Consider the following 23457-nt stretch of genomic DNA (forward strand, 5'->3'; position numbering starts at 1 on the left):
GCTGGGGACTTGAGAGCCTTGGGTAGGCTAGGTTTGTTAGGCATTACGGGAATTTCCGTCCCTGAAGCTGGCGTAAGCCGCCGAGTACACGTCTCCTGCTACCGCGAATCCCGGTGCCCCCGGAGCCGTTGAGACGCCTTCTTGCCGGGCGGCGTTGATGAAAGCTCGCTTGGCTGCCTCTGCGGTTTCCTTGGCTTCTTCTTCCAGGTAATTCTCGCTGTTCCTCTCAATTTCTGCGACCGCGTCAGCATCATCCTTCGTGTAGTGCTTGACCACGGCTTCGCGAATGTCTTCAGTGATCCACGATGCCGCGTCGCCTGCTACTGGGATGTGGTTCGCCGCCATGTCCGTGATGCGGCCAATCCACTTGTCGCCGAGTTCCACATTTTTGTTGTACTCGTCGATCTTCTTGACACTGTCATCGGCCGCCGCGATAGCCTCGGCTCTTCCCTCAGCTATGCAGCCCGCGACAATTCCGCCAGGCCGCGTGGCGCGCTGGGAGACTTCCGAGAGTGATTGGGCTCCCGGGTCGGCCACGCCCACTCGGATCGCTTCAGTAGTGACCGCTTGTTGTGCGTTGGCCATAGCCCCGTACGCTTTGGGATCTTCCGCGGTGGCTCGTAGGAACTGCTTGAGCGCGTTGTCCTGCATATTGGAGAGGTCTGCCACGGCTCCCGCATGCTTGAAATACACCTCGGCTCCGCCCACTCCCGAAAAGTCCCGCTGGATGTCATACATGTACTCCGCCGACATGTTTCCCAGATTGGGAGCGATCACCGCGAGGTTCCCGTCGTGCTTGATCAAGTCAGGGTTACTCCCAAACTCCTGGACCACCTTCTCGAAGACATCCGCTTGGCCCGTTGTATGTGGCCGCGTCGGCCCGTCGTCCCCGTAGGGTCGCCCCGAGGTGGCGGATTCCAGGGCGTGGCCCAGGGCCTGCTTGGACGGGAGGGTGCTTTCGTCGTCGGGGTGGGTGGTGCCACTGAGCTTGTCGGAGGGCCATACGCGGCCGTCGTCCTCGCTGGTGAAGAACTGCAGGTTGCTGAGTTTTTTCAGGTCGCTGTCGCCGCCGCCGGTGGAGCCGTTGAAGAAGGCGGTGGAAGCGTCCGGGCTGTTCGCGAGTCCCTCCAGGAGGCCGGTCATCGGGTCCCAGCCGGGACTCTTCTTGTCGGAGAGGCTGAGGGCCAGATCCAGGTCGCCGTGGTAGGAGTCGGGCGTCGGCCAGCCCGCGTTCTTCCGTTCGTAGACGACCATGTCCTCGGCGATGGGCTTGAGGAAGCTCTTGTCGTAGTTGCCGTTCCGCAGCAGGGACGCCAGGGCCTGGTAGCCGAGGGGTTCGGCGTGGTGGACGCCGAGATCCAGTGGCTTCGTGCCCACCTTCTTCAGCTCATTGACCCACGCCCTGCCCAGATACGTGCGGTCCTCGCGGAAGGACGTGTGGGGGTTGTCCTTGCCGGTGGGGGGATCGGTTGCCGTGGCCAGGGTCAGGCCCATGTCCTTCTGGATGCTCTTCGCCAGCTCCAGGCGCGTACTGTCGTCGCCCGTTGACGCGTCTACCGCCAACTGCGCCTGGAACCGCAGGGCGTCCTGGGGGCCCATCTCGCGGTAGAACTCGACCGCGAATTCCGCGTCCTTGGAGTTGCTCTGCATGAGTCGTTGGAACTCGGCCAGTTCCTTGTTGCTCAGCTCCTTGCCGTCCTTGTGAAGATCGAGGCTCTTCTTGGCGAGTTGGACGGTGCGCTCGCGTTGGGCATCGTCCAGGGTGTCGTACTTCGCGTGACCGAAATTGTGGCTGTCGTTGCCGTGAATCCTTCCCAGAGCGCGGCTCACCGAGTCGTCGATCTCGTTGGCCTGTACGAGGAGGTGGTTGATCTGCTCTTCCAGCGCCTTGAGGTATTCCACCTGGTCCGGCTTGAGCTTGGTCTTCTCGCCGGACCTGTCCACGTACGTGCAGGTGACGGTGGAGCCGGGGCCGCCCGACACCAGGATGCTGTGTTTCTTGGCGTCCACGTCCACGGCCTTCTTGAGGGCCTTCTGGACCGCCGTCAGGTCCTGGTGGGCGTCACGCAGCATGCTCCAGATGCTTTTGGCCTGGGCGTGCGCGTCGCGGAACTCGGCGGCGGTGGTGCGGATGAAGGGGCGGGTGACGCCGGCGTTCACCCCCTCCCAGCGGGCCGCGTCGGACTGTCGCACCATGCCGTCCGTCGCGTCGGTGGCCAGTTTGGCGAGTTGGTCCACCATTTCCTTCCAGTCCTCGGCCGCCGAACCGAGGCTGGATAAGGAGACCTGGTAGAGGTCGTCGTACGTCAGCCCTGCCATGCCGCGGTCACCTCACGCGTTTCCGTTGTCGTCACTGTCCTCGTGCCCATGCCCGTACGCCGTTCCGCCCGGCTCAGCGGTAGTACTGCGTTAGTTCCGAGGCCGTCATCGCGCTGCCGTCGCGGTGCGACATGGTGGCGGCGATTTCCTTGTCCTCGCGCGTGTGGGACTTCTTCGAGAAGTCGAGGTGGTTCGAGATGTGCGCGCACGACTGGAGCAGCGTCTTGACCTGGTCGTCCCAGATTCCCGACATCGTGGTCAGGGCTTCGCCCAGCGTGAAGTTGTGCGACGTCAGGGTGGTGGCCGCCTTGGCGGTCGAACCCTCGCCCGCCGCCCCGCGGGCGATGTCGCCGGCCTTCTTGAGCCGGCCGTGCAGCAGGAACGCCTCGTGGCCGACCCTGCCCAGGTCCTCCTGGTAGACGACCAAGCGGTCGGCGTCGCCACCGCCCGCGCTGTTGAGCCGCGTTCGGGTGGCCGCCTCGCTGCGGATCTGGCCCCATTCCTCCTGGAACGACATGCTTCCCCCTACTTCCCCCGGGTCCCGTAACTCTCTTACGTAGCAGCGTAGTTACCGTCAGGGACGGTAGCAGGGTGAGGGTGACGAACGGTGTACTCGGGGTCACGGTGCGGGAGGGTGTGTCACGGCATGACGCGGGGCGGGCCCGAGCGATCGAACGCTCGGGCCCACCCCGTCACGCGACGCCGATCACCAGGCGCACGCCACGCCGATCACCAGGCGAAGGACTCCGGTGCCGGGCCCGGGCCGGGGAAGATCTCGTCGAGGCCGGTCAGCACCTCGTCGCTCAGCTCAAGCTCGACCGCGCGCAGCGCCGACGCGAGCTGCTCCGCCGTGCGCGGACCGACGATCGGGCCGGTGACGCCGGGCCGGGTGAGCAGCCAGGCCAGGGCCGCCTCGCCGGGCTCGATGCCGTGCTGGGCCAACAGGTCCTCGTACGCCTGCACACGCTGGCGCACCGCCGGGTCGGCGAGGGTCGTGGCGGCCCGGCCGGAGGCGGTGCGGCCGGCGGTGCCCTCCCGCTCCTTGCGGATCGCGCCGCCGAGCAGCCCGCCGTGCAGCGGCGACCACGGGATGACGCCCAGGCCGTAGTCCCGCGCGGCCGGGATGACCTCCATCTCAGCGGTGCGCTCGGCCAGGTTGTACAGGCACTGCTCGCTGACCAGGCCGAGCGCACCGCGCCGCCGCGCCGCCTCGTTGGCCTTGGCGATGTGCCAGCCCGCGTGGTTGGACGAGCCGGCGTAGAGGATCTTGCCCTGCTGGATGAGGACGTCGACGGCCTGCCAGATCTCCTCCCACGGCGTCGCGCGGTCGACGTGGTGGAACTGGTACAGGTCGATGTAGTCCGTGCGCAGCCGCCGCAGGCTGGCCTCGACCGACCTGCGGATGTTCAGGGCCGACAGCTTGTCGTGGTTGGGCCACGGCTCGCCGTCGTCGAGGGCCATGTTGGCGTACGCCTTGGTGGCGAGGACGACCTTGTCGCGCCGTTCGCCACCCTGGGCGAACCAGGACCCGATGATCTCCTCCGTGCGCCCCTTGTTGGCGCCCCAGCCGTAGGCGTTGGCGGTGTCGAAGAAGTTGACGCCCGCGTCGAGCGCGGCGTCCATGATCGTGTGGCTGTCCGCCTCGTCGGTCTGCGGACCGAAGTTCATGGTGCCGAGCACCAGGCGGCTGACCTTGAGACCGGTGTGTCCGAGCTGCGTGTACTTCATGGAGCCCAAGCCAACGCCTTGGAGCGGACTCCAAGCAAGAGCACCACTCGCCCCACCCGCCCCTCGCGCGGGCCGGGCTACTCGGCGTCCGGCGCGGCCCCCGCGCCGCCGCGCTGGCGCGGGTCGATCGCGGCCAGGTCGATCTCGACCGGGAAGGGCACGGCGACCTTGAGTTGCTCGTGGTAGATGCCGGTCACCGCGTACGTACGCCGGGCGGGTTCGAGCTCGAAGACGTAGACGACAGGCAGCCCGCGGGCCTCCTCCACTCGCCAGAAGTGCGGGATGCCGGCCGCGGCGTACTTCAACGGCTTGGACTCGCGGTCCCGGGCCTCGGAGTCGGCGGAGACGACCTCGATGGCCAGGACCACGTCGGCGGGCTGGAACGACGTCTGGGCCAGGCCGGTGAAGGCGTCGCTGCGGACCACCATCACGTCCGGCTCGGGGCGGTTGCGCGCGTCGATGGCGATGGTCATTTCCCGGAAGGTCATGAGGTCGGGCGGCGCGCTGCGCGTGAGCCGGTTCTCCAGCAGTCGCATGGTCAGCGTGTGGAAGGCCGTCTGCGGACTCACGAAAACAAGGCTCCCGTCAATCAGCTCCGTGTGCGGAGGCAGGTTGGGAAGCCGGTCCAGATCGTCGGCGGTGTACCCGCCCACGGGCGGGCGGGGCCACTCGGGCTGTGGCGTGACGGGCATGATCGGTGCTCCCATGATCGGGATTCTTGCCGACCCTTTCAGCGTACCCAGGACGCTTGTCGTACCTTCCGTCGTACGGGTGGTTTGGTCACTCAGGGTTGACCAAAGGGTGTGCGCCGGGGCTTCCGAGCGAGGTGGGAGCCGCCGGCCCGTACGGGGGACCCGGAACGCGCGCCGCGGGCCCGCGTGCGGGGATGGCAGGCTTACGCCCATGGGTTCGCTTGCTCGCGTCGTCACCTGTGCCTTCGCCGCCGTTCTGGTGGCGCTCCCCGCCGCCCCGTTGGGGTCGGCTCCCGCCGCGTCCGCGTACGCCGCGGGCGCCGGCGACCGGCCGTCGTCGTTCACCATCGAGGACGAGCGGATCACCGAGTCCAGCGGCCTCGCCGCGAGCCGGGCGCACCCCGGCGTGTACTGGACGCACAACGACAGCGACGACGGGCCGTACGTGTACGCCGTGGACAGCGAGACGGGCCGTACGGTCGCCACCGTGACGCTGCGCGGCATCGGCGATCCGCGCGACGTGGAGGCGATCTCGGTCGGGCCCGACGGCCAGGTCTACGTGGCGGACATCGGCGACAACATGGGCGGCACCTGGCCCAAGGTGTGGATCTACGCGTTCCCCGAGCCGAAGCGGCTCGCGGACACCACGGTGACCGCGAAGCAGTACACGGTGCAGTACGCGGACGGGCCACGGGACGCCGAGGCGATGATGGTGCACCCGAAGACGGGCCGGGTCTACATCGTCAGCAAGCGCGAGGAGGGCGCCGGGCTGTACGCCGGGCCCGCGAAGCTCTCGACCACCGGCGTGAACCGCTTCGAGCGGGTCGGCGACGTGGACGTGTGGGCGACGGACGGCGCGTTCTCGCCCGACGGCGCGCACCTGGTGCTGCGTGGTTACTTCGAGTCGGCCCTCTTCGACTGGCGCGACGGCAAGCCGAAGAAGATCGCCGAGCCACGGATGCCGATCCAGCGGCAGGGCGAGTCGGTGACGTACACCCTGGACGGCGGCACGCTGATGTACGGCACGGAAGGCAGGCGCAGCCGGGTCTCGGCGGTGCACCTCGACGACGACCAGGTCACGCCGCAGGTACGCCGCGAGCGGGGGAAGGACGGCGGCGCCGACGGCGGGAAGGGTTCGCTGGCCGACGGCGGCGCGGACGGGGACGGCGACTCCGGCAACTACTACCTCGTCGGCGTCCTCCTCGTGGTCGGCACCGCCCTCGGCATGGCCGCCCGCCGGCTGTTCGGCCGCAGGTGACCCGTCCGGCCCGAACCAACCCAACCCAACCCAACCCGACCCGCCGGAGGCGTGGTGCCGGTCGGCGGAGTTGACGGGTCGGCCGGCTGACCCGCCACGTCGGGCGATCGGGGCCGGTCGCGCTCCACGGCGACCGGCCCGCCGTCAGGCCGGGCCGCCGTCGCCATCGCCACCGGGTCGGGTTGCCGTCGCCGTCAGGTCGGGTCTCCGTGCGGCGCCCCGTCGGGGCCCGTGTGCTCGGGGCCGCCGTCCGTCGGCTGCCGCAACCGCAGTTCGTAGTGGAGTGTGCGCACCCGCTTCGCCCGGTGCAGCAGCGGCACCAGGACGCCGTGGGTGAGCGGGTACTTGCGGGCCAGCAGGCGGGCCGCGCGCGCGTTCTCCGGGCTGGCCGGGTCGAGGAGCCGGGCGTGGGCGGGGGTGGCGGGGCCGGTCGGGACGCCCCGGGTGGTGGAGGGGGCGAGGGTCACCCGGGGGTCGTGGCGCAGCCGCCGCACCTTCCAGGCGGTGCTGTAGGTACGGACGTACGCGTGGTCGCCGTCCACGGCGATGTGCACCGGGGTGCCGACGGGCGAGCCGTCCCGCTTGTACGTGGTGAGCAGCACGGTCTTCTGCCGGACGTACGGCGCGAGCCCGGGGCCTGGCGGGTCGGGGAGCCGGCCGGGTGGTCGGGGGGAGTGGGTCATACGGTCCATGAAGGCACGGCACGCGCGCCGCGTCACCCGTGCGGCGCGCCCGGCGTGGCGCCGCCCGCCGCGCGCCGGACCCGCGTACCCCGCCCGACGGGTCGGCGAGAACCCCCGCCCGGCGCACCGCCACGCGCCCCCGCCCCCGCCCGACGCGCCGACACGTCCCCGTCCGAAGCGCCCCGCCCCACCCACGACACACGCCCCGAAAGCCCGGAGGGCGGTACGCGTGAGCCCCGCTCGGCGGCGGTGCCGGGCGGGGCTCACGGGTGGGCAGCGGTGGCGGGTGGACCCGCCGGGGGTCAGAGCTTCTCGATGACGTGGTCCACGCAGGCCGTCAGGGCCTCGACGTCCGCGGGGTCCACGGACGGGAACATGGCGACCCGGAGCTGGTTGCGGCCCAGCTTGCGGTAGGGCTCGGTGTCCACGATCCCGTTGGCCCGCAGCACCTTGGCGACAGCGGCGGCGTCGACGCTGTCGGCGAAGTCGATGGTGCCGACGACCTGGGAGCGCTGCGCCGGCTCGGCGACGAACGGCGAGGCGTACGACGACTTCTCCGCCCAGTCGTACAGACGGGACGAGGAGTCGGCGGTGCGCCGCACGGCCCAGTCGAGGCCGCCCTGCCCGTTGATCCAGTCGAGCTGGTCGGCGAGGAGGAAGAGGGTGGCGAGCGCCGGGGTGTTGTACGTCTGGTTCTTGAGCGAGTTGTCGATCGCGGTCGGCAGCGAGAAGAACTCGGGCACGTACCGCCCCGAGCCGTGCACGCGCGCGGCGCGCTCCAGGGCGGCGGGCGAGAACGCCGCCAGCCACAGGCCGCCGTCCGCGGCGAACGACTTCTGCGGCGCGAAGTAGTAGACGTCGGTCTCGGTGATGTCGACGGGCAGGCCGCCGGCGCCGGAGGTCGCGTCCACCAGGACGAGCGCTCCGTCGTCGGCCCCGGCGACCCGGCGCAGCGGCGCTGCCACACCGGTCGAGGTCTCGTTGTGGGTGAGGGCGTAGACGTCCACGCCCTCCTCGGCGACCGGCTCCGGGTGGGTGCCGGGGTCCGAGTTGATCACAGTCGGCTCACCCAGCCACGGGGCGAGCTTGGCGGCCTTGGCGAACTTCGACGAGAACTCGCCGAAGGTCAGGTGCTGCGAGGTGCGCTCGATCAGGCCGTGGGTCGCGATGTCCCAGAAGGCGGTGGTGCCACCGTTGCCCAGGATGACCTCGTACCCGTCGGGCAGCGAGAAGAGTTCGCGCACGCCCGCGCGGACCCGGCCCACCAGGTCCTTGACCGGCGGCTGCCGGTGTGAGGTGCCCAGCAGCGAGGTGCCGGTGGCGGCCAGGGCGCTGAGCGCCTCCGTGCGCACCTTGGAGGGGCCCGAGCCGAAGCGTCCGTCGGCGGGCTTGATGTCAGCAGGAATCTGGATCTCAGCCACGGGCGAAGCCTAATCCGTTACGTCGAACGTGCTAGAGGGCGGTCCACCGTATGAGACCAGGTGAGCACCGTTCGCGATCAGAGGTGACCGGATACGGGCCGGATCAGGCTGAATATGCCCCTGGAATGGCGTCGGTTTTCGGGCGCCCTGGCGGACGCCGGTGCCAGGCCCGCGCGGGGGGCGACCCCGGGCCCGTACACGGCGACGAGGCCGGGCCCGTACACGGCGACGAGGCCGCGCCTGCGCGGTGTGGTGACCCCGCGCGGGCCCGGCCGTCGCACCCGTACGGGGCGGCACGCGCCGGGGGCGAGCCCCGGCCCGCGCCGCCCGTGCGCCCGTGCCGTGCCGGGTCGGGCCGACTCAGGACGACTCAGGCCGTGCCGGGGACCTTGCTCGTGGTCACGGCGATCCGGTTCCACGCGTTGATGGCGAAGATGACGCCGATGAGCTTGGCCAGTTCGGCCTCGTCGAAGTGCTCGGCGGCCCGCGCGTACACCTCGTCGGAGACGCCGTTCGGCAGCAGCGTGACGGCCTCGGTCAGGGCCAGCGCCGCCTGCTCCTTCTCGGAGAAGAAGGTGGGCGCCTCGTGCCACGCGCTGACCAGGTTGATGCGCTCCTCGCTCTCACCGGCCTTGCGGGCGTCGGTGGTGTGCATGAGCAGGCAGTACGCGCAGTGGTTGATCTGCGAGGCGCGGATCTGGACCAGCTCGATGAGGGAGTGGTCAAGACCCTCCTTGGCGGCGGCGGTCAGGTCGATCATGGCCTGGAAGACCTTGGGGGCGGCCTTGGTGAAGTTCATCCGGGCGGTGTGTTCAGTGGTCATACCTCGACTCTAGGAGGCCGAACGCGCGCACATATGGTTCATTGCCATGGCGGAATCGTGGGGCAAAGTGACCGATGGGCTCGGTAGTGACCTCCATCTGGAATTGACCGGTCCGGGAGGTGTACGGGCCTCGTTGACGCGGGCCCTGCGGGAGGCGATCCGCACCGGGCGGCTCGTGCCCGGCACCCGGCTGCCGGCCTACCGCACGCTCGCGGTGGACCTCGGCGTGGCCCGCAACACCGTCGCCGAGGCGTATGCCGAACTCGTCGCCGAGGGCTGGCTCACCGCCCGCCGGGGCGCGGGCACCCGGGTCGCGCCGGGCGCCGTGCCGCCACGGCCCGCCGCCCCGCGCGCGCCCACCCGCCCGTCGCTGGCCGCCCGCCCCACCTTCGACCTGCACCCCGGCGCGCCCGACGCCTCCTCCTTCCCGCGCGCCGCCTGGCTCACCTCCTCGCGCCGGGCGCTGACCAACGCGCCCAGCTCGGCGTTCGGCGTCAACGACCCGCGCGGACGCGTCGAGTTGCGCCACGTCCTGACGGAGTACCTGGCCCGCGCCCGGGGCGTGCGGGCCGACCCCGAACGCATCGTGATCTGCTCGGGTTTCGCGCACGGCCTGCGGCTGTTGGCTGAGGTGCTGGTCGAGGCCGCGCGGGACGGGGGCCCGCCGCGCGCGGTCCCGCCGCACGGCGGGTTCGGTGACACGGGCCGGGCCGCGGCGTGGGGGCGGGTCGCGGACGCGGTGCCGGACGTGCTGACGGGCGGCGCGCGCGGGCGCGACGGCGGGGTGACGGTGGCCGTGGAGTCGTACGGCCTCGGCTTCCACCGGACGATCCTCGGCCGCGCCGGCATCCGTGGCGTACCGCTGCCGGTGGACGAACACGGCGCGCGGGTCGCCGAGTTGGCGGCCTTCGACGCCCGCGCGGTGCTGCTGACGCCCGCGCACCAGTATCCGACCGGCGGTCCGCTGCACCCCGAGCGCCGGGCGGCCGTCATCGACTGGGCGCGCGCCACCGACGGGTTGGTCATCGAGGACGACTACGACGGCGAGTTCCGCTACGACCGGCAGCCCGTCGGGGCCGTGCAGGGGCTCGACCCGGCGCACGTGGTGTACGTCGGCTCGGTCAGCAAGAGCCTGTCCCCGGCGGTCCGGCTCGGTTGGCTGGTGCTGCCGGACGCGCTGGTGGACGCGGTGCTCGCGGTCAAGGGCGAGCGTGAGCTGTGGGTGAGCGTGCCCGACCAACTCGTCCTCGCCGACCTCATCGAGTCGGGGGCGTACGACCGGCACGTACGGCGGATGCGGCAGCGCTACCGGCGCCGGCGCGACCAACTGGTCGCGCTGCTCGCCGAGCGCGCCCCGCACATCGCCGTCACCGGCATCGCGGCCGGCCTGCACGCGGTCCTTGAGCTGCCGCCGGGCACGGAGCGCACCATCGTGCAGGCCGCGGCGTGGCAGGGCCTGGCCGTGGACGGCCTGAGCCCCTACCGCCACCCCGACGCGCCGATGCCACCCCAGGACGGCCTGGTGGTGGGGTACGGCACGCCCCCGGACCACACGTTCGCGGGCGCGCTGGACGCGCTGTGCCGGGCGCTGCCGTCGCCGGCCTAGGTTCTGTCTGGCGAAGGAACCTGGTGACGCGGTGGACCGTGGAGCACGCGTGCGCCCACCAGGTTTCGGGCGATCGCCACCCGCCTCGACGCACTCGCCGACCGCTACCGGACCGGAACGCACCTGGTTCGCTGACATTCTGGCCCCGCGAACCCGTTCCGGATCGCGTGTCGGAGACGTCCTGGCCTTGCCGGCGCCGTACGCAAACCTCCGCATGCTCCATTCCCGCCTTTTAGTGATGTGGCGCCTGAAAGACCGTTTCGGCGCGGCGTACCACTGTGATGCTGCTGAGGTCCGCACGAGAGGGCCCGCGACGGAGCCCACCCGCCCACCGTCCCATCACCGCGACGCGAGGCACGGCACGCACAGAAGGCAGGAAGAAGCAGAAGGAAGCAGGAAAGGACAGGGGCGATATGTCGCTGCCACATCCCCACCGGCCCACCGATCCCGACCAGCCAACCCCCACGACCCAGGCTTCGCCCTCACCACCCACGCCTCTGCCTTCGCCCGCGCCCCATGAGCGGATGACGGGAAAGCCGGGCGGAGAGGATCAACAAGCGGACCCCGGCGAGCCGTTGACGCCACCGATCCGCTCCATCGAACGCCCTTACCCCGACGGCTGGTTCGCCGTGGCCACGAGCGCCGAAGTAGGGATCGGCAAGGTGGTCACTCGACGCCTGGCAGGGCAGGACGTGGTGCTCTACCGCACGCGGACCGGACGGCTCCGCGCCGTGAGGCCGTTCTGCCCACACCTGGGCGCGCACCTCGGCCACGGCGGCACCGTGCGCGGGGAGAACCTCGTCTGCCCCTTCCACCACTTCGAGTTCGCCCCCGACGGAGCCTGCGTACGCACGGGGTACGACACCCCACCGCCCCCGACTCGGTTGGGCCCGGTCGAGTTCCGGGAGATCGACGGCCTGATCTTCGTGTGGCGGCACGCGCAAGGCACGGGCCCCACCTGGGAGATCGACGTACCGCCGCCGGCGGCGTTCCCCCGAGCCCGCGCGTCGGCGCGGACCGTGGCCGCGCACCCGGACGACTTCATGGAGAACGTCGTCGACTACGGGCACTTCGTACCCCTGCACAAGGTGGCCCTGGAAGTGGTCTCGCCACCGCGCTTCCTCGGCGCCCGCATGATGAGCGCGTACCGGCTCGGACGCGCCGACGGCCAGTCACGGTCCGCACCCCTGTGGGCACCCGCGATGGAGACGACCGCCTATGGCCTGGGCGTCCTGTACGGCGAGGCCACCAGCCCCCGCATCGGTCTGCACCTTCGCAACTGGACCTGCGTGACCCCGGTGAGCCCCGGCCAGGCCGTGTTGCGCTCGACGGTCACCGTACGGTTCACCTGGCGCAGGTGCCGCTGGCTGGCCCGTGCGCTGGCCGCCCTGATCTCGGTGCCGTTCGCGCGAGCCACCGTCAGCCAAAGCGCCCGCGACGTCGCCATCTGGCAGCACCGCGCGCACGTGGAACACCCTCGGCTCGCTCGTGGCGACGGACCGATCATGAAGTACCGGCGCTGGGCGGCACAGTTCACGTCCGCGCCCTCCGAACCGACAGCCGACGCCCAACCGCCCGCCCGCATCGCCTGACCGCGCGGGCGGTACCACCTCAGCGCTACCCCCTCAGCGCCACTACCTCAGCGGTACCGCCCCAGCGCTACTACCTCAGCGGTACCGCCTGAGCGCTACTACCTCAGCGGTAATCGACGGGGTGATCGGTGTCGGGCGAGAGTTGCCCCCATCACCACGCCGCCGCGTCCCGGAAGGGGATTCGCTGATGCCGTACTTCGAGGGTTCCGACGGAACAAGCCTGTTCTACACCGACTGGGGCCGGGGCAAGCCGGTGGTGTTCGTGTCGGGGGCCTGGCTCAGCAGCAGCGCGTGGGAGCTCCAGATGCTTCCGCTCTCCGAGCGGGGGCTGCGCTGCGTCGCCTTCGACAAGCGGGGCCACGGCCGCTCGGACTGGGTCGGCCACGGCTTCGACTACGACACCCTCGCCGACGACCTCGCCGCGCTGCTCGACCGCCTCGACCTGCGCGAGGTGACCCTGGTGGCGCACTCGATGGGCGGGGGAGAGGTGATCCGGTACCTGACCCGCCACGGCTACGCCCGGGTGAGCCGGGTGGTGCTGATGGCCGTCACCGCGCCGTTGCTGGTCGAGACGCCCGACCACCCGGAGGGCATCGGACAGGAGGTCCTCGACGCCCTGTTGGCGACACAGGCCCGGGACCGGCCCCGGTGGATGGCCCAGAACGCGCAGGCGTTCTTCGCCACCCACCTCGGCAACACGGTCTCCACCGAACTCATCGAGCAGACGGTGCGCAGGTGCCTGGACTGTTCGGCCAAGGCCGCCGTCGAGGTGGTCAGGACGGGGTTCTGCACCGATCTGCGCGAGGAGGTCAGCGCGCTCCGGGTACCCACCCTGATCCTCCACGGCGACGCCGACGCCTCCGCCCCCATCGACCTGTGCGGCCGGCGCCTGGCCCACCTGGTGCCGGACAACGTGTACCGGGAGTACCCGGCGGCGGGACACGGCCTCTTCGTCACCCACGCCGAGCGCGTGAACCAGGACCTGCTCGACTTCGTCGCGGCCCCCGCACCGGCAGCCGCCACCGTCGGGGACGTACAGCGCGGCGCGTGAGCGTGAACACGGCGTCGTACGGGCCGACGTGCGGCCCCACGTCGTCCGCGTTCCCCCGGCGGAACGCGTACGCCTACGCCGTGCCGCCGGGACCGGCCCCGGTCCCGGCGGTGAGCGCCTCGCCCGCGTGGATGATCGAGCTGAGCATGGCGTGGGCGGCCTGGAGCTGTTCGATGGAACGGCTCATGCGCTCGCGTTCGTCCCGCAGATCCTGGGCCATCTCGTCGCAGGTCGGCGCCAGGATCGCCCCCTCGTCGGCCATGCAGGGCAGCACCTCCCGGATCAGGTCGGTGTTCAGCCCGGCCGCGAGCAGGACCCGGACCCGGCGCACGGTGGCCACGTCGGAGTCGTCGTACTCGCGGTAGCCGCTGGCCCGCCGCCGTGGTCGCAGCAGCCCCTGCTGCTCGTAGTAGCGCAGGCTCCTGGTGCTGACGCCGGAGCGCTTCGCCAGCTCGCCGATGAACATGTGACCCCCGGCATAGACGGTTGACTTTGACATTGACGTCAAGGTCTAGCTTAACCGCCATGACAACGAACCGCAGTGCTCAGCAGGTCTCAACTGACAAGCCACAGGACCTGGTTGGCAAGAAGGCCGTCGTGACCGGCGGCACCATCGGCATGGGCCGGGCCATCGTCCAGGCCCTGACCGACCGGGGCGCGGAGGTGGTGTTCACCGGGCGCGGCGACGAGCGCCTGGCCGAGGCGCGGGCGGCGCTCGACACCCCGCTGGCCCACCCGGTGCGCTCCGACGCCACCGACACCACGGCCATCGCGGCCCTCCGCGACCAGGTCGCCGACCGCCTCGGCGGCGTGGACTACCTGTTCGTCAACCAGGGCATCGCCGAGTTCCAGACGCTGGAGGAGGTCACCGAGGAGTCGTGGGACCGCATCTTCGACGTGAACACCAAGGGCGCCTTCTTCACCGTCCAGGCACTGGCGCCGCTGATGGCCGAGGGTGGCTCGATCGTGTTCACCACCGTCTCCAACGACCGGATCTTCCCCGGCCTCAGCGCCTACTCCGCGGCGAAGGAGGCCGTCACCGCCTTCTCGAAGGTGCTCGCCGCCGAGCTGCTGCCGCGCGGGATACGGGTCAACGCGCTCGCCCCCGGCTTCATCCTCACCCCCACCATGGGCGTCGCCGAACTGACCGAGGAGCAGCGCGCGGAGTTCGTCGAGCAGGGCAACGCGTCCACGCCGATGGGGCGCGGCGGCACGGTGGACGAGGTCGCCGCCGCCGCGCTGTACCTGGCCGTCGACGCCACGTTCACCACGGGCGTGGAGCTGCCCGTCGACGGCGGTTTCGGGCAGGGCCTGGGGGAGTGACCTGCGCCTCTGCCGCCGCCGCCCGGTAGGCGGTGTTCTCCCACGGCCCGGCCTGACCGGCCGTGGGAGGACGCGGTGCCGTGCGGCGCGGTCACCGCCTCGTCGGCGGCTCCGTCACCGGCTGTCCCCGACGGCGGCCGGCCCGGGGTTCCGCGCCGGGCGGGGCCGTGGGGGCCGCGTCGGGATGGCCGGGTGGGGCTCGGTGTAGAACTGCCTGGCCCAGCGCCGGAACGGCATGATCGGGCCGTCTCCCTTGGCCAGGCGCGGGCGTTCCAGGTAGATCTTGTTCTGCCAGATGGGGACGTCCTCGCTGGTGTCACGCCACGCCGCCCACACGTACGCGCGGGCGATGAGCGGCGCGAGGCGGTGGACGAACGGGTTGTCGCACCGCAGCGCCACCGAGCTGCGGATCTCCACGTGGAGGGGGTCCACGGGGGTCACGCAGAACCACGCCCGTGCCCGGAACCCGCCGAACTGCTCGCTCTCCACCTGCACCCGTACGACGCCCAGCCCCTGGATGACCACCTTCGAGGCGGGGGTGGTGGAGGCCACCTTGAGCCAGGAGCCCTCCGTACGCAGCCGGGAGGTGGTCTGTAGGCGCTCGCCCTCGAACGTCGGCGCCTCGATGATCTCGTGGTGGTAGCCGTGGATCGGGTAGAAGTGCCCGTAGTCCACGATGTTCTCCATGACCTCCTGCGGGTGGTCAAGGCGCACGTGCCGCCCGCAGTACGGCTTGGTGAAGCCGGCCGGCGGCAGCGTCTCGATCTCCCACGAGGGCGGCTCGCCAAGGGAGTGCCGCCACACGAAGATCATGCCGTCCAGCTCCCGGCACTCCAGCCCGGTCAGCCGGGCCTTGGGCGGCGGCGTGCCGTACCCGGTCGCCACGCACCCGCCGTCGGCGTCGAAGCGGAAGCGGTGGAACGGACAGACGATCTCCTCCCCCTCCACGGCCCCGCCGTGCCCCAGGTGCGCGCCCAGGTGCGGGCAGTACGGCTCGATCGCCCGCAGCCGCCCGGAGCGCGTCCGGTAGAGCACCACGTCCGCCCCGGCCAGCCGCCGCGTCACGACACCCCCAGGCGGCACCTCGCCACTGGTCGCCAGGGCGAACCACCCGTCCGGATACGGCAACCGTGGCGTCAACTGCGCTTCGGACACGGCCGGGATGGCCTCACTCCGCCGTAACCCGCCCCAACCAAGCAGTGCCATGTACGTCCTCCGTCGATGACCATCAACCGTCGATGGTCACTGCCCGGCCCACCACCGCGTACGCGATGCGACCGGGGCGCTTTGACGGCAACGGGGAGCGTGCGGGGGGCGCTGCGCGCGGCGTCAGGGGGCGACGTCGGGGCTTGTGTCGCCGCTCTGCCCTGGGGCGGGGCGGACGGACCCGCCGCTCTCGGCTGCGGAGCCTGAGAGCGACGGGTGTGCCGCGTCGCGCGCGTGCGGGTCAGGCGTCGAAGTCGCCTGCCTTGATGCCGGCGAGGAACGCGGTCCACGCTGGGGCGTCGAAGGCGAGGGTGGGGCCGTGTGGGTCCTTGCTGTCACGGACGGGGACGACGCCGGTAGCGGCGGCTGCGTGGCCGGGGGCCCATTCGATGCAGTTGCCGCCGTTGTTGGAGTACGAGGACTTGCGCCAGGTGCCGTGGTGCGAGGGGTTGGTTGCCATGCCGGGGCGCTCCTTCGCTGGTTGGCCTGGTTGTTAGGAGCTGAAGTCGCCGTTCCTGACACTTGCTACGAATGCTGCCCATGCCGAGGCGTCGAAGGTGAGGGTCGGCCCGTCGGGGTCCTTGGAGTCGCGTACGGGGACCACGTCGGGGAGTCCGGTGGCGACTTCGACGCACTCGCCGCCGTTGCTGCCGCTGTAGCTGCTCTTGCGCCAGGTGTTGGGGCGCGAGGGGTTGTCGACCATTGCGGGGGTTCCCTTCGCTGGCCTTCGCTGGCTGGCCTGGGTGGTCAGGCGGAGAAGTCGCCTGCTTTGATGCCGGCGACGAACGCCGCCCACGCCGAAGTGGTGAAGGCGAGGGCGGGTCCGGCGGGGTCCTTGGAGTCGCGTACGGGCACGACACCGGGGAGTCCGGTGGCGACTTCGACGCATTCGCCGCCGTTGTCGCCGCTGTAGCTGCTCTTCTGCCAGGTGCCGTGGTGCGAGGGGTTGGTGACCATGTGGGGGTCCTCCTTCGCTGGCCGGGCTTGGAGTTAGGCGTTGAAGTCGCCTGTCTTTACGCTGTCGATGAATGCTGCCCACGCCGGGGCGTCGAACGACAGGATCGGGCCGTGTGGGTCCTTGCTGTCACGTACGGGGACGACGCCGGGGAATCCGGGGGCTACCTCGATGCAGTCGCCGCCGTTGCCGGCGCTGTAGCTGCTCTTCTGCCATGTCGCCGCGCTGAGTTCGTGGATCATCACGTTGGTCGTACCTTTCCATCACGTCTCTGATCAGAGTGGCAGTCTCGCTGGCCGATAGCGATTCCGTACGCAGTAAATCGTATGTCCGCCCGGCGTCACGGACGACGGTTGGGTCATTGACGAAGTGTCCACTGTTGACTGATTCCGAGTACAGCACTTCGCGACCCTGCGGGAGGGCGATCAGCGACAGCGACGTGGCGGGGCGCGGCGTCTCCTTCCGGGTAGCGAGCAACACTTGGACCACCATGTTCGCCGCATGCGTCACGTAGAGCAGGTGCGCGCACTGGTCGCGCATGACGTGGGCTCCGCCAACGACGTTGTAGAGCGCGCTTTCTTCGAGCACCAGGCGCAGCGGTGGTCCGTCGATGTCGAGGAAGCGTTCTTGTCGACTCAGCCGCGCCTGTACGCGACCTTCCACCTGGTCAGGACTTAGCCCCTCGCGTGTGAACACCGCCCGCGCGTAATCCGGGGTTTGCAACAGACCAGGCACCAACTGTGTGTGCCAGACGCGGAGCCCCACTGCCTTCGCGTCCATCTCCGCACGTTTCTTGAACCAGTCCGGATGCGCGGGGTGGGTGGAGTACCAGTCCACCTTGCCGCACATCTCCACCAGCAACCCACCCGCGTCGAGCAGCCTGTCGAAGACCTTCACGTGCTCCAGGTCCGGCCGGCGCTTGCCCGCTTCGATGTGGGCGATGAGCGAGCGGTCCACCGGCAGCGCCGACGCGAGTTGGTCCTGGGTGAGGCCGGCCCTGATGCGTAACTGGCGGACGAGTTCGCCGAACAACTCGGCCGATGTCGTACGTCCGGAAGGTGTCTTGTGCTTCACGCTCCATCACTCTCCGTAAGTGACAGGGGCGCCCCTGTCACGGCTGTGCCGGTAGTGCGCCGGGGCCCTCACGGGCAACGATCGGCAGGGTACGGAGAGTAATCCCGTTGTAGCCGCGAAGTGGGCGGTGGAAGGAAAAATCATGCGCACGATGAGCCTGCGGGTGTACCGCATGCGGCCCGGCGAAATGCCTTGCTCTGTTGCCAGTTGGGACGTTCGCGTCGATCCGGAGATCGTCACCCGGGGCGAGCTGGAGTACCAGCACCGCGCCGCCGCGTGGGGCGCCTGCCGCTGCCCGCGCCACCGGGACGCGCGCAGCGGGGGTGAGGTCGCGTGACGCGGCACCTCGCGCTGGTGGGCGCGCACCGGGTCATCGTCAAGGGGCTTGCCCTGCGGTTCTTCCTCCGGGACGGCGACGCGTGGGAGCCGACGACCGACGTCGACTTCCAACACGCCTACGAACTCTCGCTGTTCGACCCCGACGCGCTCGGCAAGGACGTGCTGTGCCCCAACGCGCGGCGGGTCGAGTACACCACCGACGAGGCGTGGTTCTGGTCGGACGGGGCGAGCGCGGCCGGCATGTGCACCTTCGACGACCGGGAGCCAACGGAGTGTGCCGCGATGACCCTGCTCGCGGGTGGCGCTTCGTGACGGCGTGTGAGGTGCGGGTCGAACTCCTCGTATGGCATCCGGCCGACCCGGCCACGCCGCTGGACGTCTCCCGGTCGTGGCCCCGGGTCCTCCAGGTTGCCCGCGGCGGTGCGGCCGAGCCACCCGGCGTCATCGTGCGGCCGGGCGAACCGGCGCGTACGGCGGCGGGGCGGGTCGCGACCGCGCTGGGCCTTCGGCAGCCGCTCCAGCCGCGCCTGCTCGCCGTGGACCAGCGGTCGGACGAGGGCGGCGCGTGCCCGGAACAGCTCGCGCTGATCGTGGACGGCGGCTGGCTCGGTACGGACGGTGGCCTCGTGCCGTGCGACTGCGGTGATCACGAGCTGGTGTGGACGCCGATCGCGGAACTGGGCCGGGTGGCCCTGGTGCACGCGTTGCGCGTCGCCGTGACCGGCCAGCCGCCGCCACTGCTGTGGCGGGGCACGTCGGGGGCGGCCGACGCGTTGTGACCACCCGCGCGCTGGGCCGCCACAACCGACGTACGCGGACGTCGGCGAGGCCGTCGCAGCGCGCCCGCTCGTCACGGGTGGCCCGTGAGCGCGGGACGTACGAGGGTGGGGTGGTTGCGCGGGTTTCCGTCCTTGGCGACGTAGGCCAGGCGGGTCACGTCACGGGCCAGCGGTTCCTGGCTGATCGGGCGGTTCAGAACCTCGATGGTCTCGTGCGGCTGTTTGGTTCGGTTTTTCCTTCTCAGCGCAGTTGCTCGGCCAGTCCGACGATGATGCCCTCCGGGCCGCGGAGGTAGCAGAGCAGATAGCTGTCTTCGAACCGGGCGATCTCGCCGACGAGTTCGGCGCCGTGAGGGCGCAGGCGGGCAACGGTGTCCTCAAGGTCGTCGACGGCGAACATGACGCGGTGCGTGCCCAGAACGTTGTGCGGCTGGTTGCGCGGCCCTGCGCTGATCGCCGTGGGGCTGCGGTACTTCGCCAGCTCAAGCCGGCTGTGACCGTCCGGGGTCCGGACCATCGCGATGTCACAGTGGACGCCGTCGAGTCCGGTGCACTGGTCGGCGAAGAGGCCCTCGACCTCCGCCCTGCCCTCCAGCTCCATACCGAGTTCCACGAAGAACGCGATGGCGGCATCCATGTCCTCGACGACGATGCCGACGTTGTCCATCCGCTGAATCGCCATGCTGGTTTCTCCTTCTTCCTCGTGCGGCTGGTGGTGGCCGCTGATGTCCCTGGGACGGAGCCGGTGGCACGTTCTCGACATCCTCAGACCACCGAACTCCGAAGAATCCGGGTCGCGCCTCAGCACCGCTACAGCAGCCCCGCGAGCCCGGCGCCACCACCGAGGGTGAGTGCGGCGCAGGTGGCCGCTCCCACGAAGGCGATCAGCCGCAGCGCGCCGCCCCCGCTTTTCCATGCTTCCTCGACGATTCGCAGCGTGCGCGCTTGAGCATTGCGCCTCCCCAGCCAAGTCACGGTGCCGGGTCACCCTTGGCGGGTGGAGTTCCCCGTGGGCTGCGGTGGTCCCGGCCGAGACAGCCGCGTACGGACACCCTCCAGTCAGCCCACCGCCGCCGGCCCGCCCGGGCCACCGGTCCGCACGCGTGGGGGCGCGCGACTGGTGCCCGCGCGCCGGTCGGGTACAGTGGCGCGCTCCAGCCGTGGACGGTCGAGCGAACGAGGAGGTGAGCCCCATTACCGCAGTGTCAGGTCGGGCGCTCCCCCTCGCATGGGTGCGGTTCATCGCCTAGGTGAACCCAGGGGCCCCGCAGGCGCCTCGAAAGGTTCCCGTGTCACACGTTTACGACGTACCCTGCATGTCCCCCCACGTAGCGCAGTCCCCGACGCACCCGGGCACGGGCACGGGCCCGTGCCCGGACCTGTCCCCGTACGCGCTGCCCGCCTCGCCTCCCGTCTCGCCCGGCGTGGTCGACCGCCTGCGGGCGGCGGGCTGCGTGTTCGCCGAGGACGAGGCGCGGCTCATCCTGCGTACCGCCCGCACGCCGGAGGAGGTCGAGACGATGGTGCGGCGCCGGGTGGCCGGGTTGCCGCTGGAGCAGGTGGTGGGCTGGGCCGAGTTCCGCGGGTTGCGGATCTCGCTCGACCCCGGGGTGTTCGTACCCCGGCGGCGTACGGAGTTCCTGGTCAGCCAGGCCGTCGCGCACGCGGCTGGCCGGCGGTCGGTGGCGCGGGAAGGGAGGGCCGGGGCCGTCGTGGTGGACCTGTGTTGCGGCTCTGGCGCGGTGGGCGCCGCCCTGGTGGCCGCGCTCGGGCCGCGTACCGCCCTGTACGCCGCCGACGTGGACCCGGCCGCCGTGCGCTGCGCCCGGCGCAACGTCGCCGACGTCGGCGGGCGCGTGTACGAGGGCGACCTGTTCGCGCCGCTACCCGCCGTGCTGCGCGGGCGGGTCGACGTGTTGGCGGCGAACGTGCCGTACGTCCCGACGGACGCGGTCGGGCTGCTGCCGTCCGAGGCCCGCGACCACGAGCCGCTGGTGGCCCTCGACGGCGGCACGGACGGGCTCGACGTGCTGCGCCGGGTGGCCGCCGGCGCGCGCGAGTGGCTGGCGCCCGGCGGCTGCGTCCTGGTCGAGACGAGCGAGCGACAGGCCGCGCGCGCCGCACTGGCCTTCGTACGGGGCGGGCTGACAGCGCGACTGACGACCTCGGAGGAGTTGGACGTCACGGTCGTGGTCGGCACCGCCCCGGCCGCCCCGTCTGGCCGGGTGGCTCCGGAGTCACCGGCCGCCCTGGTGCCGCCGGCCGCCCCGGAGGGCCGTACCCACGGCTACGCCGCGCCGCCGCCACCCGTCCCCGGCTCGAAGTCCTCCACGAAGTAGCTGTCGTGCCGGTGGCGGAACCGCTTCAGCTCCTCGCCGCCGCGCTGGGACATCTCCGCCACCCGCTCGAAGTACTCCTCGCGCGGCGCGCCCGGCGAGAAGAGCATGAGCATGGTCATGGGCTCGTCGGTCGCGTTCTTGAACCCGTGCAGGCCGCCGACCGGCACGTACAGGAAGTCGCCGGCGCGGCCCGTGACCCACTTCTCGCCGTTGTACAGCTCCAGTTCGCCGGAGAGTACGTAGAAGGATTCCGACATCGCCCGGTGGAAGTGCGGCTTGGCGCCCGCGGAACGCGCCGCCAACTCCACCTTGTACAGGCCGAATTCGCCACCCGTGGACTCGTTGGTGGCCAGGTAGTGGGTGGTGCCGCCGGGCGAGGAGAGGTCCGGCGGGGCGTCCGCCGGCCGGAAGACCGCGTTCACCTCGCCTTCGGCGCCGTGGTAGCGGGGCTCGGGGTAGGCGAGGGGTTCCAGGTAGGACATCGGTGGCTCCTCTTGCGGTAGCGGTGTGGCCGGTGTGGTGGGCGTTGGTGCGGCCGGGGGTCGGGGGCCGGGGGCGGTTCCGGGGTGATCGGTTGTGATCTCCATAGTGGGCCCGGAGCCCCGGGCGGCGGCATCGGGCCTGGGGCCGGACTGGGCTCGGGCTTGGCCTAGGGCTGTGGTCGTAGGACAGTCACCTGCGACGGGCGAGACAACGGCTCGGGTCTGCCACAGCCGATCGAGCTGGCGACGAGCGGGCGCCCGGACGCCGGGCCGGGGACGGCGGTCTGCCCCGGTCACCGCTCGCGCCGCGTCCGGCTGCCGCCGTCGTTGGCCGTGTTTGAACGGGATCACAGCGGTCAGACGCTTGATGTACCTGATGTCCAGTAGATCAAGGTGTGAGTGACATGGCTGCCGACAAGAAGACCGAGGCCAAGACCGACCAGGCCAAGGGCAAGGTCAAGGAAGCCGCCGGGCGCGCCGTGGGCAACGAGCGCCTCACCGCGGAGGGCCGGGCCGACCAGGCCAAGGGCGACGCCCGACACGCCAAGGAAAAGATCAAGGACGTCCTCAAGGACTGACGTCGCCCCCTTCTCAGCCCTCCTCTGAGCTTTCCTGTTCTGGGCCCTCGCGGATTCCCCCGTCCGCGAGGGCCCAGTGTCATGGGGTGCGCGGTCGTGCGGGAGCGGAAGTGGCTGCGGGCGCGGGCGCGGGCGGGGGCCCGTACACGTCAGCGGGCTTGGCGACGAGTTGCTACCGGCACCCCTTTGGTTGCCGGTTCGATAGCCGGGGCCGTGAGTGCTGGCTGTGAGGGGCAGCCGACGGCGGCGTCTGAACCCACTGTAGGTTTCCTGGACGACGTGAGGAGATGCCCGATGCCCGGCCGCCGCCAGGTTCTGTTCGTGACCGACCTCGCCTACCAGGCGCGGGGGCGGCGCTACTGCGACGAGGACATCTTTCTGACCTCGCGACTGCGGGACGCCTTCGATATCGCCCTGTGCCATCCTCTGGATGCCGTTTCGCTGATGGACACCTTCGACGGGGTTGTCGTTCGTAACAGCGGTCCCGTGCTGCACTACCAGAAGGCGTACGACACTTTCCGCGAGCAGGCCATGACCCGGGGCACCCGCGTGTACAACCCGCTGTCCGGGCGGGGTGACATGGCGGGCAAGCAGTACCTGCTGGACCTGACCGCCGCCGGATACCCGGTCATCCCCACCATCGACCAGCCCGAGGACCTGCGCCTGCTGCCCGAGGTCGACCAGTACGCCGTCAAGCCCAGGACAGGCGCGGACTCCATCGGCCTGACCTTCCTGCCCCGCGAGCACCTGGGCGACCTCGCCTACGGCGACGTCCTCGTCCAACCGCGCGTCGACTTCCGCTACGAGGTGTCCTTCTACTACGTCGACGCCACCTTCCAGTACGCCCTCAACGCCCCCGACCCCGAGCGGCGCTGGGTTCTCGAACCCTACGAGCCCACCGACGCCGACCTGGCCTTCGCGCGGCGCTTCATCGACTGGAACACGATCGACCACGGCATCCAGCGCGTAGACGCCTGCCGCACCCAGGACGGCGAACTGCTCCTCGTCGAGCTGGAGGATCTCAACCCGTACCTGTCCCTGGACCTGGTCCCCGAGCGGACCCGTGACTCCTTCGTGGAGAGCATGACATCGTCCCTCCATCAGTTCCTGGAGACTCCTCGTCAGCTCTGAGATGGGCGCGGCAGCAGGGGGCCCTCGTCGTACGCCGCCGCCACCCGGCAGAAAAAGAGACTCGCCACCCGGCCGGAA

27 protein-coding genes are annotated in these 23457 nt (G+C 70.7%); 11 read left to right on the forward strand and 16 right to left on the reverse strand.

Annotation, left to right across the window (positions count from 1 at the left end; genetic code table 11):
- Positions 1 to 36 precede the first annotated feature (36 nt).
- The 4 genes from AC3CHW_RS20405 to AC3CHW_RS20420 all read right to left on the reverse strand — a co-directional run bounded on the left by AC3CHW_RS20405 (position 37) and on the right by AC3CHW_RS20420 (position 4754).
- Entirely contained in the window at positions 37 to 2319 is a 2283-nt protein-coding gene (locus tag AC3CHW_RS20405) for a hypothetical protein (RefSeq protein WP_488467415.1), read from the reverse strand.
- Positions 2320 to 2392: 73 nt separating this feature from the next.
- Positions 2393 to 2836, reverse strand: coding sequence for a hypothetical protein (locus tag AC3CHW_RS20410; RefSeq protein WP_488467416.1), 444 nt, complete (start codon positions 2834 to 2836; stop codon positions 2393 to 2395).
- 212 nt (positions 2837 to 3048) lie between these two features.
- The gene (locus tag AC3CHW_RS20415) at positions 3049 to 4047 is read right to left on the reverse strand and encodes an aldo/keto reductase (protein WP_398607521.1); all 999 of its coding nucleotides are present in this window, start codon (positions 4045 to 4047) and stop codon (positions 3049 to 3051) included.
- Between the two features lie 77 nt (positions 4048 to 4124).
- Complete coding sequence (locus AC3CHW_RS20420) at positions 4125 to 4754, reverse strand: Uma2 family endonuclease (protein WP_488467417.1); 630 nt, start codon at positions 4752 to 4754, stop codon at positions 4125 to 4127.
- Between the two features lie 196 nt (positions 4755 to 4950).
- Between AC3CHW_RS20420 and AC3CHW_RS20425 the strand changes: the two genes are divergently transcribed.
- Entirely contained in the window at positions 4951 to 5997 is a 1047-nt protein-coding gene (locus AC3CHW_RS20425) for a hypothetical protein (protein WP_488467418.1), read from the forward strand.
- Between the two features lie 194 nt (positions 5998 to 6191).
- Here AC3CHW_RS20425 and AC3CHW_RS20430 read toward each other — a convergent pair whose 3' ends face one another.
- From AC3CHW_RS20430 to AC3CHW_RS20440, 3 genes are all read right to left on the reverse strand, one after another.
- Complete coding sequence (locus AC3CHW_RS20430; protein WP_187117993.1) at positions 6192 to 6680, reverse strand: PPOX class F420-dependent oxidoreductase; 489 nt, start codon at positions 6678 to 6680, stop codon at positions 6192 to 6194.
- Between the two features lie 302 nt (positions 6681 to 6982).
- Positions 6983 to 8101, reverse strand: coding sequence for a phosphoserine transaminase (gene serC, locus AC3CHW_RS20435; RefSeq protein WP_398607517.1), 1119 nt, complete (start codon positions 8099 to 8101; stop codon positions 6983 to 6985).
- Between the two features lie 370 nt (positions 8102 to 8471).
- On the reverse strand, positions 8472 to 8924 hold the full coding sequence (locus tag AC3CHW_RS20440) for a carboxymuconolactone decarboxylase family protein (protein WP_398607516.1): 453 nt from the start codon (positions 8922 to 8924) through the stop codon (positions 8472 to 8474).
- 46 nt (positions 8925 to 8970) lie between these two features.
- On the opposite strand from AC3CHW_RS20440, the gene AC3CHW_RS20445 reads away from it, so the two are divergent.
- From AC3CHW_RS20445 to AC3CHW_RS20455, 3 genes are all read left to right on the forward strand, one after another.
- Positions 8971 to 10530 (forward strand): aminotransferase-like domain-containing protein, encoded by a 1560-nt coding sequence (locus AC3CHW_RS20445; RefSeq protein WP_488467419.1) that lies wholly within the window; start codon positions 8971 to 8973, stop codon positions 10528 to 10530.
- A gap of 524 nt (positions 10531 to 11054) precedes the next feature.
- The gene (locus AC3CHW_RS20450; protein ID WP_488467420.1) at positions 11055 to 12122 is read left to right on the forward strand and encodes a Rieske 2Fe-2S domain-containing protein; all 1068 of its coding nucleotides are present in this window, start codon (positions 11055 to 11057) and stop codon (positions 12120 to 12122) included.
- Between the two features lie 187 nt (positions 12123 to 12309).
- Entirely contained in the window at positions 12310 to 13173 is an 864-nt protein-coding gene (locus tag AC3CHW_RS20455) for an alpha/beta fold hydrolase (protein WP_488467421.1), read from the forward strand.
- 73 nt (positions 13174 to 13246) lie between these two features.
- On the opposite strand, the gene AC3CHW_RS20460 is transcribed toward AC3CHW_RS20455, so the two are convergent.
- On the reverse strand, positions 13247 to 13639 hold the full coding sequence (locus AC3CHW_RS20460) for a MerR family transcriptional regulator (RefSeq protein ID WP_488471117.1): 393 nt from the start codon (positions 13637 to 13639) through the stop codon (positions 13247 to 13249).
- Between the two features lie 59 nt (positions 13640 to 13698).
- On the opposite strand from AC3CHW_RS20460, the gene AC3CHW_RS20465 reads away from it, so the two are divergent.
- On the forward strand, positions 13699 to 14496 hold the full coding sequence (locus tag AC3CHW_RS20465; RefSeq protein WP_398607512.1) for an SDR family NAD(P)-dependent oxidoreductase: 798 nt from the start codon (positions 13699 to 13701) through the stop codon (positions 14494 to 14496).
- 114 nt (positions 14497 to 14610) lie between these two features.
- Here AC3CHW_RS20465 and AC3CHW_RS20470 read toward each other — a convergent pair whose 3' ends face one another.
- The 6 genes from AC3CHW_RS20470 to AC3CHW_RS20495 form a co-directional block, all read right to left on the reverse strand.
- Positions 14611 to 15651: an aromatic ring-hydroxylating oxygenase subunit alpha gene (locus AC3CHW_RS20470; protein ID WP_488467422.1), complete on the reverse strand. Its 1041-nt coding sequence runs from the start codon at positions 15649 to 15651 to the stop codon at positions 14611 to 14613.
- 292 nt (positions 15652 to 15943) lie between these two features.
- A complete protein-coding gene (locus AC3CHW_RS20475; protein WP_488467423.1) occupies positions 15944 to 16162 on the reverse strand; it encodes a DUF397 domain-containing protein in 219 nt (72 codons plus the stop codon).
- Positions 16163 to 16195: 33 nt separating this feature from the next.
- Entirely contained in the window at positions 16196 to 16405 is a 210-nt protein-coding gene (locus AC3CHW_RS20480; RefSeq protein ID WP_488467424.1) for a DUF397 domain-containing protein, read from the reverse strand.
- 44 nt (positions 16406 to 16449) lie between these two features.
- Positions 16450 to 16659 (reverse strand): DUF397 domain-containing protein, encoded by a 210-nt coding sequence (locus AC3CHW_RS20485; protein ID WP_488467425.1) that lies wholly within the window; start codon positions 16657 to 16659, stop codon positions 16450 to 16452.
- A 33-nt stretch (positions 16660 to 16692) separates the two neighbouring features.
- Positions 16693 to 16830 carry a DUF397 domain-containing protein gene (locus tag AC3CHW_RS20490; protein ID WP_488471118.1) on the reverse strand — a complete coding sequence of 46 codons (138 nt, stop codon included), beginning with the start codon at positions 16828 to 16830 and terminating at the stop codon, positions 16693 to 16695.
- On the reverse strand, positions 16787 to 17731 hold the full coding sequence (locus AC3CHW_RS20495) for a helix-turn-helix domain-containing protein (RefSeq protein WP_488467426.1): 945 nt from the start codon (positions 17729 to 17731) through the stop codon (positions 16787 to 16789). Before AC3CHW_RS20495 ends, AC3CHW_RS20490 begins: the two co-directional genes overlap by 44 nt.
- Before the next feature lie 142 nt (positions 17732 to 17873).
- Here AC3CHW_RS20495 and AC3CHW_RS20500 point away from each other — a divergent pair, with 142 nt between their 5' ends.
- From AC3CHW_RS20500 to AC3CHW_RS20510, 3 genes are read left to right on the forward strand one after another with little or no spacing between them, the layout of a single operon-like run.
- Positions 17874 to 18068: a hypothetical protein gene (locus AC3CHW_RS20500; protein ID WP_488467427.1), complete on the forward strand. Its 195-nt coding sequence runs from the start codon at positions 17874 to 17876 to the stop codon at positions 18066 to 18068.
- The gene (locus AC3CHW_RS20505) at positions 18065 to 18382 is read left to right on the forward strand and encodes a hypothetical protein (protein ID WP_398607506.1); all 318 of its coding nucleotides are present in this window, start codon (positions 18065 to 18067) and stop codon (positions 18380 to 18382) included. Before AC3CHW_RS20500 ends, AC3CHW_RS20505 begins: the two co-directional genes overlap by 4 nt.
- A complete protein-coding gene (locus tag AC3CHW_RS20510; RefSeq protein WP_488467428.1) occupies positions 18379 to 18849 on the forward strand; it encodes a hypothetical protein in 471 nt (156 codons plus the stop codon). The genes AC3CHW_RS20505 and AC3CHW_RS20510 overlap by 4 nt, the downstream gene beginning before the upstream one ends.
- A gap of 241 nt (positions 18850 to 19090) precedes the next feature.
- On the opposite strand, the gene AC3CHW_RS20515 is transcribed toward AC3CHW_RS20510, so the two are convergent.
- Positions 19091 to 19531, reverse strand: coding sequence for a VOC family protein (locus AC3CHW_RS20515; protein WP_488467429.1), 441 nt, complete (start codon positions 19529 to 19531; stop codon positions 19091 to 19093).
- Between the two features lie 634 nt (positions 19532 to 20165).
- On the opposite strand from AC3CHW_RS20515, the gene AC3CHW_RS20520 reads away from it, so the two are divergent.
- A complete protein-coding gene (locus AC3CHW_RS20520) occupies positions 20166 to 21188 on the forward strand; it encodes a putative protein N(5)-glutamine methyltransferase (protein WP_488467430.1) in 1023 nt (340 codons plus the stop codon).
- Here the strand turns inward: AC3CHW_RS20520 and AC3CHW_RS20525 are convergent.
- The gene (locus tag AC3CHW_RS20525) at positions 21137 to 21670 is read right to left on the reverse strand and encodes a cupin domain-containing protein (RefSeq protein ID WP_277321668.1); all 534 of its coding nucleotides are present in this window, start codon (positions 21668 to 21670) and stop codon (positions 21137 to 21139) included. The two genes, AC3CHW_RS20520 and AC3CHW_RS20525, sit on opposite strands and share 52 nt — an antisense overlap.
- Before the next feature lie 404 nt (positions 21671 to 22074).
- Between AC3CHW_RS20525 and AC3CHW_RS20530 the strand changes: the two genes are divergently transcribed.
- Together AC3CHW_RS20530 and AC3CHW_RS20535 are read left to right on the forward strand one after the other, a co-directional pair.
- Positions 22075 to 22248, forward strand: a complete 174-nt coding sequence (locus AC3CHW_RS20530; protein WP_359322699.1) for a CsbD family protein — start codon at positions 22075 to 22077, stop codon at positions 22246 to 22248.
- Between the two features lie 294 nt (positions 22249 to 22542).
- Positions 22543 to 23379, forward strand: coding sequence for an ATP-grasp domain-containing protein (locus AC3CHW_RS20535; RefSeq protein ID WP_488467431.1), 837 nt, complete (start codon positions 22543 to 22545; stop codon positions 23377 to 23379).
- The last annotated feature ends 78 nt before the right edge of the window (positions 23380 to 23457 follow it).

Source organism: Streptomyces sp. MGP-BFMKR1, from assembly GCF_057766585.1.